Raw genomic sequence first — 13188 nt, 5'->3', positions numbered from 1 at the left:
ATCTAACCGCACTGGCGTAATCGCGCTACAACGATTGAACCAGATGTTTGTACTATTCGATCAATACGATGGGACGGGACATTTCGGCAGCGTCAGACAGTCGAGATATGCGCGAGCTGTGCGGCGTAATGTGATGGGAGCAGGCCGTACTTCTTTTTAAAGCATTTCGAGAAATAGGAAAGACTGCAGAAACCGGAAGCGAACGCGATTTCACTCAGCGTCCCTTCACGTCTTTCGATGGAGCAGGCCGCTTTCTCGAGGCGGTAATCCTGCATGAATCGACTCGGCGCGCGTCCGGTGACTGCGATGGATTGGCGATACAGTTGAGACGTACTCAAACCAAGTTCCTTCGCGATCTCGGCGTTCTGCAGCTTCGGTTCAGTCCAGACGCGTGCAGCGACCTCCGTTAGTGCGATGAGAAACTGCTGCTCAGTATCGTTGAGCACACGCATGCCGGCAGGAAGTCCCAGCGCCTCGCTCCCGGCATATTCGTAGACGGATGGGGCGAGCAGCACTTCACCTTTCCTGGCATGATCGCTGAGCAGGGACGCACTGCGTACCGCATCGCCGAATAATTCCGAACTCTCCGTCACCGGGACTCCTGCGCTGAGACCGATGCGAGGCACCGCACCGATGGCGATCCCTTCAGAATCGGCAGAAAAGAAGTGCCGGATTTCCATTGCACAGGTGATCGCCTCCGCCAGGAGCGAAAACGATGCAATGAATTTATTTCCCGCATGTTCGACCTCCCTGCCACCATGCCGGGTCACAATATCAGAAATTCGTCCTTTTGCAGCCATACTTCGGGATGCCTGGTCTGCCGACATCTTAAGCTGAGACGGGCTGCGCGTATCGAGGCTGAGAATGGTGCGAAGTGCAGGTTCGATGATCTCCGTTGTCACGGGTTCTGTGCCTGCTGGCGTCTCGGGATCCTGTATTCTTCCGAGGAATGCCTCGATCGTATCACTCTCTACCTGGAGAATCAGATGTGGAATCAGGCCATGCGCGCTGTCGTGCATGGCCTGCACCGCCTGCGCATCCGGCGCCTCTATCAGACAGAACGCTGTCCCACGGGCTTCATCGAACCAGTAGGTTATGGCTCTGCAATTGTAGCGGTCCTGGATGTCCAGATCTTTCTGGTGCGCATGTGCCACATCCGCTGCTGTCGCACCGGGTACATCGTGGCGATCCATAAAAATTGGCATACTGTGTCGATTCCGGTCACCAACACACCCGTATACCGCTCTGCATGGAGCGTCATAAGGTATGCGTGGTTTCCCGAGGCCCTTTCAGGTACTATGAATACTGTCGTAAAGGATAGCCCCTGAACCGGTGAGAAACAACATCGGTCTACGCAACGGGTGTCGACTGACGCGCACTGCGTCAGTTAGCGCTCCGAGATCATGAAGGAAACGTTCACCCGAGCGCGGATGGCAATTTTCCCGAGGGCGATACTTTCCTGCACACCGCTCTCACCGCTGGTGATGTTCTGCATCACGTTCTGCGACATGCCCCTTGCCCGGCCATGGCCCCAGCTGTTCCAGTATGTGACCGGAGAACCGCTGTAGGTTTCGTCGATGCGCAATGGTGAGCCTAGCTGCTGTCCCATCACAGTCGCCATCTTTTCTGCTTTCTCCTTTGCTGCCAGCAATGCCAGTTCGCGTGCTTTTTCCCTGTGTTTTTTGAATTCGGTAGTCTGAAAATCGATACCGTGGATGTAGTTGACACCCGCTTCCAGAACGCGTGTGATCACGTTTTCGACAGTTTCCACGCGACGCACGGTGAGTGCCACGGTGTTGCGCACGAAATACCCGAGGAAATTCTCCTTGCGATATCCATCCCTGTAGCGCGGTTCTATACTGAGATGATCCGTCTGGATATCAGTATCCTCCACCCCTTCCCTGCGTGCCGCGTCGATGGCATCCTCAAGGATGTCGTTGTTTTTCTCCTTGGCAGTGGTGATATCCATATCCGAGGTTTCAATGCCAAGTGTGATGATAATTTCATCAGGCACCACGTTCACCACCGCGTCACCACTTACGTTGATCTGTCGGTAATCGTCATTTCCCATGCTCCCCTGAGCTGTCGCAGCAGAGGCAGCCAGCAGCAGAGCAAGTATCAGGATGTACGCTTTCATGTTTTCTCCTTCCGATATATGAATATTCCTCGGACACGCATTCGTCCATCCTTCGCACCCCGAACACCACTCTGCCAAACCGGTCGGCACGGTTATGCCATCGCCAGCACGGCACTGCTCGCCGCGAGCAGGAGAGCGACCGGCGTCATGATGCGTTTTTCCCAGATGCTTCGGGAAGCGAGATTTCCCGCAACGCTCAAAAGAAAGATGCCGGCAAACACCCAGAACGAAATCGAAATCAGTTGCTCGTTACGAAAGCTCTCATACATCCCGGCACGCTCCAGCACGCACAGAATACCGTACAGATAAATGATCACGGCTGCGACACTACCGATGCGCAGTGTCCACGGGAGACGTACGTATTCACCTCCCCAGGCGAGGTGGCCGAATGGCAGCCCCAGGGCGAGCAAGGACTGGAAGACAGCCAAAGCGGAGAAGAGCAGCAATGCCGTCCACGCTGCGAGTTCGATGACGGGAGGCGGCGGCATCAGTGCTGCCACCGTGAATACGTAATAACTTCAGGTATCATCGAGGTGCTCTGTCGCGTACGCGGTGGTGATTTCGTCAGGCATGGGTGCGGGACGACCGGATTTCAGATTAATGAAATACCCTTTCTGCTGTGCGCGGCAGTGTACGATGTTGCCCTGTGTGATTTCAAAGGCCATCGTCCATTTGGTGCGTCCAGCCTCGAGTATCCAGGCCTCGCCGTGCGCACTGTCCTGCATGGTCAGGGGACGCAGGTAATCGATGTGCGTCTGCGCCATCACCGGTGAAATGTCGCGCGCGAGGAGTCCCGCCAGCGGTGCATATTTCTCAAGGAACAGCGTTCTGAGGTCCTCGAGCCAGCGCACATAGGTAATATTGCTGACATACCCCATGCCGTCAACGTCATAGAGTTTGATCAGAAAATCTGTCGTTACGCAAAGTGGACGTGCGTCCATCCCGTCTCCAGTTGTTTTTTCGGGTAATATACAAAACACGGCGATCCCTCATGCCGGATCGCCGTGCAATTTGAATCGATTGCTTTCAGGAAAACGCCGCAGCCGAGAAGCGCAAAGAATGCTCACGAATATCTGCGGGCCAGTCGGCGATGTATTCCGCGAAACGCTCCCTGTCATCGGCGTACAGTGCCCGCAGCGCCTCCTCATAGCCGGACAGGTCGCCGCCCAACGCATTCATGAAGCGGTAGGTGATATCCTGTGCGCGTCGCATGCGATCACGTCCGCTGTTGTCCTTTCGTGCCGCCTCGACCAGCTTTCGCAGAGTAACGGAAGCTCCTCCCGGCTGGGAAGACAACCATTCCCAGTGCCGCGGCAGCAGCGTCACTTCGCGGGAAACAACGCCAAGTTTCGGCCTGCCGGGGCCACGCTGCGTCGTTTGATGCACTTTCTGCATATTCTCGGCACCGGTATTATGCACTTTCTGCATATTTTCTTCCCCACCATTATGCAGTTTCTGCATATTCGCCTCCGCGGCACGCTCTTCGAGTCTCGCAAGCACATCTTCAATATCCCCTCGGAAATCGATTTCCACGATACGTGCATCCGCCTCATCGAGTATCATGATCGAGGCATCCGGGTTGCGATCGGTGTATTCCTTCATCTCCCGCGCAACCTGCAGCGTCTCTCCCCTCGCGATACAGCGGTCTTCTGCAAACACCATGCAGCGTTCTGCAATCTGCGTATACATCATTCGTCTCCTTTAATTCAATATGATACACAAATATACCCGGGTAAAATTACAAATGCAATATTACCCGGGTATAAATATGTCTGCAGGATAATGAAAAAGCCGTCCATTCCGAGGTGGAGTGGACGGCTTTTTCGCGAGTTCCGCGACGAGATGATTACATGTCGTCGAAGTTGAGATCTTCCGGACGAACGTCCGTGCTCTCAGCGTCAGCGGCGTTGAGCAGTCCGTGTGAGGCAAGGTAGGCTTCGAGGGCCTCGGTATCCTTGTCCTTGAAATACTCGACGACGGAGAGGACAATCTTCTTGTTCTCCTTGTCGAATTCGATCACGCGGAGCGGGAGGCTGTCGCCTTCCTTGAAGTTCTCGGGGATGTTCTTGACCTGCTTGGTGGCCAGCTGCGAGCTGGGAACGAAGCCATCGACGCCTGCGGGCAGTTCGACGATGACGCCCTTCTCGATGAGGCGCACGATTTTGCCTTCGGTGTCGGTGCTGACAGCGAAGAGGGTCTCGAAGTTATCCCAGGGATTGTCCTGCACCTGCTTGTGACCAAGCGAGATGCGGCGCTGATCGGTATCGATACCGAGAATGACGACGTCGATCTTGTCGCCCTTCTTGACCAGTTCTCCCGGGTGGCGGATTTTCTTCGTCCACGACAGGTCACTGATATGCACGAGTCCGTCCACGCCCGGCTCCAGCTCGACAAAGACGCCGAAGTTGGTGAGGTTGCGGACCGTACCGGTATGCTGGGTACCGACGGGGTATTTCGCGATGAGATTGGACCAGGGATCCGGCTCGAGCTGCTTCATACCGAGGGAGATCTTCTTGTTCTCCACATCGAGGTTGAGGATGACGGCATCAACCATCTGTCCCATACTCACAACCTGGGAAGGATGCTTGATATGCTGCGTCCAGCTCATTTCGGAAATATGGATGAGGCCTTCGATGCCCTTTTCGATCTCGATGAATGCACCGTAGTCGGCGAGGGAAACGACCTTTCCGCGCACCTGTGTGCCGGAGGGATACTTCTGATCGATGTTTTCCCACGGATGCGGCTGAAGCTGCTTCATACCGAGAGAAATGCGCTTCTTCTCCTCGTCGAAATCGAGCACGACGACGTTGACCGTCTGGTCGAGCTTGACGATTTCGGTCGGGTGATTGACGCGGCCCCAGGAGAGATCGGTGATATGCACCAGTCCATCCACACCGCCGAGATCGATGAACACACCGAAGTCTGCGATGGCCTTGACAATACCTTCGAGGATCTGCCCCTTCTCGAGACTGTCGAGAATGGCTTTGCGCTGACCGGCGATCTGCTCTTCGATGATGGCCTTGCGGCTGACAACGATGTTTTCTGCCGGCTGATTGATCTTGACCACGCGGACATCGAGGGTTTTGCCGAGATAGGCGTCGAAGTCGCGCACGGGACGAATGTCGATCTGCGATCCGGGAAGGAAGGCGTCGACGCCCATGAGGTCCATGACAATACCGCCCTTGATACGACGGATGCAGCGGCCCTGCAGGATTTCGTCGCCATCGTAGGCTTTCTGAATACGCTCCCAGATACGCACAAAGTCTGCGCGCTTACGGGAGAGAATGACGTTCCCGTCCTTGTTCTCGACGGACTCGAGGAACACTTCCACGGTGTCGCCGACATTGAGTTCGGAGGCGTTCGAGAATTCGTCGGTGTCTACAATGCCCTCGGACTTGAAGCCGATATCGATCGTGACATAATCCTTGGTAAGATGCACGATGCGACCTTCGATGATCTCACCCTGCTTGAGCGAGGTCAACGTGCCTTCGTACATCGAACGCATCTCGTCAAATTCTTTCTTTCCGTACTCGCTGTCTTCGACGACAGTACCGACGGTTTTGACGATCACATCGTCCTGGGCGGTCTCCTGCTGCGACGCGGGCGCGGCGGCCGTGGTCGTCTCTTCAGCAGTGTTCTGGGTTTCTTCTGACATAAGTCTCCTTGGTTCGAGAATCACTTCGCCGTGTCCTGTCTTCCGTGCCACCAGGGGAAGCAGCATCGCGGGAAGCGTGAATTATTCTTTTGTTCAACAGTAATGAGTTTATGGTGGCGGTCTCGTTCGGCGCAGCTGCGCGTGGCGCAATCGCGCCTTCTGTTGTCCGCTGCATTCCTTGAATCAGGGTCAGCTGGACGGGACAAATCTTGTTTCGATCACTTCTTTCACATTCTGCATGAGCCAGTGCGGCGTACTCGTCGCGCCGCTGATGCCCACGGATTCGGCGCCTTCAAACCACGCCGGGTCAATTTCACTCACGTCTTCAATGAAATACGTATGCGGGTTCGCTTCCTTGCTGATATTGAACAGCACCTTGCCGTTCGAGCTTTTGCGACCCGCCACGAAAATCATCACATCATTCGCTGCCGCGAATTCCCGCAGCTTTTTGTCACGGCCAGAAACCTGTCCGCAAATCGTGTCCTTCGCATGAAAGTCCGTCGCGATTTCCTCCATGCTGCCTTCAGCAAACTCGGCGACACGCTCGCGCAGGTAGGCGCGAATATCACTGAAGGACTGCTTGTCCATCGTCGTCTGCGAGAATAACACCGTCCGACGGTCGAGATTCACCAGGCTGCGTGCTTCGTCGAGCGACTTGATCACAACGCACTGGTCGTTGGTCACACCGCGCAACCCGATCACTTCCGCATGTTCGCGCTTTCCGAAAATCACGATCTGCCACCCTTCATCGTAGTACTTCCGGATGCGCTCCTGCAGCTTGGTGACGATCGGACAGGTAGCGTCCACCAGTTCAATGCCGCGCTCACGCGCTTTCCGGTACGTCGCGGCCGGTTCACCGTGCGCGCGGATCAGCACCTTCGTGCCGTCAGGCAACTCCTCAATCTGCGCATGATCGATCGTACGCATGCCCAGCGCATCGAGTCGTTCAATTTCCTTCGGATTGTGAATGATGTCACCGAGGGATACGAGCTGCGCTCCTTCGCGGAGCTCCTCTTCAGCTATGTCTATCGTTCGAACCACACCCCAGCAGAAGCCGGCGGTCGGGTCAATATGCACTTCCATCAGTCGTTTCCTTTCCGGTAGAGATCGAGACGTTTCTTAACCAAACTCAGAATCATCAAAACCTGTTCATCGATGCTCGTATTCGTCGTCTCTACCTCTATCGCATCATCTGCCTTGCGCAGCGGGGAATGTTCGCGCGCGGCGTCATTACGATCACGTTCTTCAATTTCACGGCGAATCGTATCGAGATCACCGGAAATCCCCTTCTCCTCCAATTGCAGTTTGCGCCTTTCGGCCCGGGTTGCAGCATCCGCCACCAGGTAAATCTTGCAGGGAGAATGCGGAAACACCACAGTGCCAATATCGCGTCCCTCGAGAATTGCACCGGCACCGCCTTCGGCCGCCTTGCGCTGCAGCTCAACCATCGCCTCCCGAACGCACGGAATGGCGGAAATATCACTGGCCGCCTTGCTCATTTCCTGCGTACGAATATGCGCTTCGACGTTCTCACCGTTGAGCAGCGTGTGCTGCTCCCCGCCCTTGCGCTCGAGACGGATATCCACCTCGGGAAGTAATGCGCAAATGGCATCGGTATCGGAAATGGACACACCCCGCTGCCTGGCATACAGTGCAACCGCACGATACATCGCTCCGGTATCCACATAAATGAACCCCAGCTCGCTTGCCAGCGCCTTCGCCGTCGTCGTCTTCCCACTGCCCGCGGGACCATCGATGGCGATAATAAACGGGAGATTTTCAGTCCAATTCTCCATAAGACCATAAATATACAACTTCCGGTAGTCCTGAGCAATCGGGGAGGGAACACAGACAAAACGGATTAGACGGATCAGGACAGAACACAGATCACACCGATGTAAACGGATTTTCACGGAGATAGGGGAAAGCACTTTTTACAACCTCCGTGAAAATTCGTGAAAATCTGTGTAACCCGTGTTCTGCCCTGATCCGCTTCATCCGCTTTGTTCGTGTTCCCATTGAAGGAGTTGATCGGGTTGCGTTTTATGTTTAACTTCAGGCAAATGGTGTAATGTGCTTAATTACAACTATTTTGCTCGCCTTTTCGCAACGGACGCGGAGCTGACGATGAGTCTGCGGCAGATTCGATCCACTCTCACATGTTTGATGTTTTTCACGCTTTCCGTTCCTCTGCATGCGCAGGTGCATGCGGCGTTCACGGTTGATGTGGATTCGGGGGCTGCGCCGCTCAGTGTGCAGTTTTTCGACCAGTCCACCCCGTCGGATTCCGTGATCTGGCGCGGCTGGGATCTCGATGACGACGGCATTGCCGATTCGCAGGAGAAGAATCCGTTCTTCACGTATGAGACTCCGGGACGCAAGTCCGTCACCCTCGTGGTGCAGGACAGCAGCGGATACGATACTGCGCGATATGTGGATTTCGTGGAGGTTGCTCCCGTAGAGGAAACTGACATCGCCGTGAGTATTCACGTGGTGGAAAAGAACACGCCTATTGTGAAATTCGTCGAACTCTGGGGATATGCAGGCAGCGCTTCGCCTACACCGCAATCCCCCGTCTCCCTCCGTATGCCGGTGGACACGAATGGCATTGCCAACTTCTACAAGGGAAAATTCCTCAATGTGCTTTCCCAGAACATGACCGACCTGCTGCTGCTGGATGCAGATATGCACGTCCTCGGGAAAATCGGTTTCTGGTATCCGCTCAAGGATTTCATTCGCGGACGAAGAAAAGATGCTTATGTGATACTCCATCGCGACCTGGTCTCGTACCAGGATCATCCACGCGAGACCTCCGCATCTTCGCAATGGGTATTTCCACGCTATCTCAGATTCCCCTGGCAATACGGCGCCGATCTGCATACGCTCGCGATGAGCGGGGATGCGGTGCAATATCCGCTGTATCAGACAACCATGCTGCTTCCCCCTCTTTCTGCTGACAGTGGTGCGGCAGGGGCGGAACAGTTTCGCACGGACAATATTCGCCATGATCGGGTTCCTTTCGTACTGTTGCATGGACGAGGACGAACGGATCCCGCCTGGGGTGCCGATGAGGATATCATCTTTCCCTCCGACACTTTGGATGCAGATTTCAACGGCAAACGTGACTACGCATACACTTCGTATCCCGCGCGCCTGCAGCGACGTGACCACAATCATGCCGACCGTTTCGACGTGTGGCAGTACTGCTATCCCCCGGACCAGAACTGGGAGGAAAGCGGTTTCCTTTTCGCGCGCGATCTTGAGCTGCTGCTGTCAATGTATGACACCACGGTGGCTACCGCAGCGGCGCAGGGTATGGGGGGACTCGTTCTCCGCTCCTACCTCGAAGGTACCGCACGCAATTGGACGTACTTCCAGGCTGAAACTGCACCGGTTTCATTCCGGAATGATATCTACAAAGTTGTCTTTCTCGGCACCCCGCATGCGGGACAGTTGAGGGCGGGACTCGCATACGCAGCACCTGAGGAAATGCAGTTCCCGAATATCATGGACCGCTACGCGCCGGCACTGCGTGAGCTGATGCCGGGACGCGATGCGCTACAGCGTCTCTCACCGTCGTCATTTCCTGCAGGTGTCGAAGCTTTGAATATCGCAGGCAGTGCACCAGCCGTCAATCCCCCACTCCCTGTTGAATCCGCCCTGCATGACGACGGCAGCACCGCGCTCTCCTCGGCCATGCTCCCCGCAGCGCGCACTGCCAACGGCATACTCGCGGGTATGGCGTCAGAAGCACTGCAGACACCGGACGATGCGACAGGTCGACTTGCAGCACCGGATCCTGATCTGCTGCCTGGTCTGCTCTACGGCTTTACGCTCAGCGACAGCACCCTTGCAGATCAGATCGGTGAATTCCTCGTGTACAATGCGCCCGATACGCTGCGCTTCTCTTCTGCTCTCTACCAGCCGCCGTTCGCGCTGTCACTGCATACCGATGTAGGGATTCCTTCGGTCACGCTGCAGTTGCATTCCGGCGGGAACTGGCCGGTGAATGGGACCATGCGTCTCCGTCTCGATGTGAGCGCAGGCAATCGTCTGTTCGCGGAGGATCTTTCGCACTATGAAGCGCTGAGTGACGCCGGACTGTTTCTCTATCCATCCACCATGTATTTCGGCAGCGACCCTGTGACGCAGCAGGCTGGCACCGGTGCGACGACCTTCATACCGGTTTCCCGCGCAGGAGCGGAGCATCCCTTCCGCGGCGGTGCGCTCACCCTCAGCGGATATGGCTGGCAGCTCCCGGTACAGCAGCAGAGCATCCTGCCCGATCCCGTACTCAGTCGCATGGACAACCTCGGGCGGCGATTTGATCTGGCGCGTCCCGCAGGAGACATCGTCATGCTCTGGTCGCGCGAGCGCCGCAATACGCTGCAGATCTCCACGCATGAAAGTATGCTGCTCGATACGCGCCATCCCCTGCAGGCGCTGGAGCCTGACGCGATTTCATCACTCCTGGAAATCGAAACCGATTGCATGACGCAGGCACTGAGTGTAATTATCGATTACAGCGGGAGTACGGGGGATCCCGGCATCGCACTGCTCGCACCCGACGCCAGCATGGTTACACCCGCCATGGCCAATGACACGTCGGTATTCGCGACGGAATCCGCCGCATTGAAAATGAAAGCGCTGACAGTCATCGCACCGCAGTCGGGCAGCTGGCTGCTCCTGATCGACGGTGTCGCCATGCTTCCCCAGGGCGTGCGGGCCGCCGTTGAGCACGACAATATGCAGAATCTGCATATACGTCTGCAGCCGCGGGATGCACTGTCTCGTGAATCCGCTGTCGTCAGTGTCGCGCTCGAAGGTGGCCCGGCACTTACGCAGCAGAACGCGACACTGGTGCTCGTCGACAGTGCGGATACGCGCACACCGCTTCCTCTTCGGGACGACGGTACCGCACCTGATACACTGGCCGATGATGGTGTCTTCACGGCCGGTCTCACGCTCCCGCGCGCCGGCACTTATCACTTTGAAGCCTACTATGACGCGCAGTCCAGCAGTTGCGCGATCCGACGCGACGCCATGCTTCCGCTCCCGCTCGCACCATCGCTTGAACTGCTTTCCCCACTCGGTGGCGAAGTGCGGCAATCCGGCACGGTGCTTCCCGTGCGCTGGCAGGGTGAGCGTCCCACCGAGATTTTCATCGATCTCTCCACCGACAGCGGTGCCTCCTGGTCACAGATTGCGGGTCCGCTCGCCGTCGATGCCGGTGCATGGCAGTGGACACTGCCGGCGCTGACCTCGACGCATTGCCGCGTGCGTGTGCGCGCAGCAGGTAATCCGGCGTTGACCGACGAGAGTCCCGAAGATTTCACAATCTACGAGCAGCCCGTTGTGCAGGTTGTGGCACCGGATGGCGGAGAAGAATGGCGCGTGGATACTGAACACAGGATTCGCTGGGAAAGTATTGGCGTCTCTGCGCTCGACCTTGCCTATTCAACGGACAATGGCAACACCTGGCTGCCCATCGAAAGTGGTGTGCAGGCGGCGATGCGCGAATACGCCTGGCGCGTCCCCCTGACGCCTTCGGACCACTGCCTGCTGCGCGCCGCAAGTCATGACGATCCGTCCATCTTCGACCGCAGTGCAACGACATTTCGTATCACACCGATCCCCGCCGTCGAAGTGATATCCCCCAATGGGGGCGAGCAGTGGCAGATCCGCACCGTACAGCGGATTCGCTGGCAGAGTGCGGGAATTGACAGCGTGCGCCTGCTCTTCAGCGACAGCCTTGGGACGGCGTGGGAAGAGATCGGCCGTACAACGGCGGTTGTCGCCGAATACGACTGGAGCGTGCCCGATCGCATTTCCGACCTCTGCATGCTGCGCATCGAGGCGCTGGACGTACCTGGCATCTCTGATGAGAGTGATGGTGCATTTTCCATCACCCCGGAGCCATACCTCAACCTGGTCAAACCGGACGGCGGTGAGCGTTGGGAGATCGGGACGACGAAGCTCATTCTGTGGGAAAGCGCAGGCATTTCCTCGATCGACATCGAATACAGCACAGACAACGGGGCATTCTGGAAAACCGTCGCAGTCAATATTGAAGGCGGATTACACCGGTATTCCTGGATCGTTCCCGTTGAGCCCTCTGAGCACTGCCGCATCCGAGTGCGTGATACATACGACAGCACGCGTGTCGACGTCTCGGCCCAACCATTCGCAATCAGTGAATCGCTCACGCGTCCGACGCTCTACGCCCCGACGGATGCATCTGAAGGCGTTTCCACAATCCCGCGGTTCCGCTGGATTCCCTTCGCCGGAGCAGTCAGCTACCGGCTGCAGGTTACGAGCGACCCGGCAATGTCTTTCTGGACGCTCGATGAACAGGTTGTGGGTGTCTCCAGCTTCCAGTCACCTGAGCTCGACCGCAATACCCGGTACTACTGGCGCGTAAAAGCAATGCGTGCTGATGCGACAGAGAGTGAATGGTCGGTGGTGTGGAGTTTCCGTACAAGCGGTTCAACGCTTGCAGCGCCGGTGCACGAGGCACCTCCTGACGGCGCACTTGGCCAGTTCGAGACGACCAGCCTCTCCTGGTACGCCGCCGAGAATGCAAGCGGGTATCAACTGCAGGTCGCACGCGACGAGCAGTTTACGGATCTCGTCCTCAATGAAAGTGGACTGACGGGACTCTCCTACACGGTGGCCGGACTCTCACACGAAGACGATTACTGGTGGCGGCTGCGTTCGGGCAACACCGGATCTGCTGCTTATTCCGACTGGTCTCGTCCATGGAAGTTCAGTACCGCTCCGCCACCACCCCGTCAGCTCACCCCGTTTGACGGACTCCCGGACATCCCGGTCAATGCTCTGCTGCAATGGTATCCGACAGATGGGGCCCGTGCCTACCACCTGCAGGTGGCGATCGACAACAGCTTCGCCAACATCGTGTTCGACAGTACAAACATTCGTGGCACCGCGGTGTATGTGCGCAATCTCAAGAGCTACACATTTTACTGGTGGAGACTCAATGTGACGACGGGACGCGGCACAAGCGATTACAATACTCCGTGGCGCTTCCGCACCATTGATCTTGGCACAGGTATCGACATGCTCCCGGATGAGCAGGGATTTCATATCATAGGACTGTGGCCGCAACCGGCAAGGGGTGGGCTCGTGCATGTAATGCTGCACAGCGAAAACAATGCGAAAGTCATCCCCGCTCTCTACGACATGCTCGGGCGACTCAGAAAAACCTTCCCCGCTGAGCATGTGGAGACCGGTACTGCTTTGCTGCAGCTCAACTACGGTCAGCTTCCACCAGGCAGCTACATCCTGCGACTTGTTTCCGGAACCTGGCAGAAGCAGGAACTGCTTCACCTGCAGTAACCTGACAGAACATCACCGCACACATAAACGCAAACGGCTC

9 protein-coding genes are annotated in these 13188 nt (G+C 56.6%); 1 reads left to right on the top strand and 8 read right to left on the bottom strand.

The genetic code is table 11. The features are described 5' to 3' along the window. Positions 1-92: 92 nt before the first annotated feature. The 8 genes from KQI65_03550 to cmk form a co-directional block, all read right to left on the bottom strand. Positions 93-1205 (bottom strand): DUF4242 domain-containing protein, encoded by a 1113-nt coding sequence (locus KQI65_03550; GenBank protein ID MCB2203798.1) that lies wholly within the window; start codon positions 1203-1205, stop codon positions 93-95. 182 nt (positions 1206-1387) lie between these two features. After that, positions 1388-2137 (bottom strand): SIMPL domain-containing protein, encoded by a 750-nt coding sequence (locus KQI65_03545; GenBank protein MCB2203797.1) that lies wholly within the window; start codon positions 2135-2137, stop codon positions 1388-1390. Between the two features lie 92 nt (positions 2138-2229). Continuing rightward, on the bottom strand, positions 2230-2625 hold the full coding sequence (locus KQI65_03540) for a hypothetical protein (protein ID MCB2203796.1): 396 nt from the start codon (positions 2623-2625) through the stop codon (positions 2230-2232). Positions 2626-2655: 30 nt separating this feature from the next. After that, positions 2656-3078: an acyl-CoA thioesterase gene (locus tag KQI65_03535; GenBank protein ID MCB2203795.1), complete on the bottom strand. Its 423-nt coding sequence runs from the start codon at positions 3076-3078 to the stop codon at positions 2656-2658. Between the two features lie 85 nt (positions 3079-3163). Then, complete coding sequence (locus tag KQI65_03530) at positions 3164-3799, bottom strand: DUF2239 family protein (GenBank protein MCB2203794.1); 636 nt, start codon at positions 3797-3799, stop codon at positions 3164-3166. 184 nt (positions 3800-3983) lie between these two features. Continuing rightward, positions 3984-5792 (bottom strand): 30S ribosomal protein S1, encoded by a 1809-nt coding sequence (gene rpsA, locus KQI65_03525; protein MCB2203793.1) that lies wholly within the window; start codon positions 5790-5792, stop codon positions 3984-3986. Positions 5793-5981: 189 nt separating this feature from the next. After that, the gene (locus tag KQI65_03520; protein ID MCB2203792.1) at positions 5982-6875 is read right to left on the bottom strand and encodes a 4-hydroxy-3-methylbut-2-enyl diphosphate reductase; all 894 of its coding nucleotides are present in this window, start codon (positions 6873-6875) and stop codon (positions 5982-5984) included. Continuing rightward, entirely contained in the window at positions 6875-7588 is a 714-nt protein-coding gene (cmk, locus tag KQI65_03515) for a (d)CMP kinase (protein ID MCB2203791.1), read from the bottom strand. Before cmk ends, KQI65_03520 begins: the two co-directional genes overlap by 1 nt. A 331-nt stretch (positions 7589-7919) precedes the next feature. Here cmk and KQI65_03510 point away from each other — a divergent pair, with 331 nt between their 5' ends. Further along, positions 7920-13148, top strand: a complete 5229-nt coding sequence (locus KQI65_03510) for a hypothetical protein (protein ID MCB2203790.1) — start codon at positions 7920-7922, stop codon at positions 13146-13148. The last annotated feature ends 40 nt before the right edge of the window (positions 13149-13188 follow it).

Source organism: bacterium, from assembly GCA_020444325.1.
Taxonomy (GTDB): domain Bacteria; phylum Bacteroidota; class Ignavibacteria; order SZUA-365; family SZUA-365; genus BM516.
This window is presented reverse-complemented; position numbering and strand designations above follow the sequence as displayed.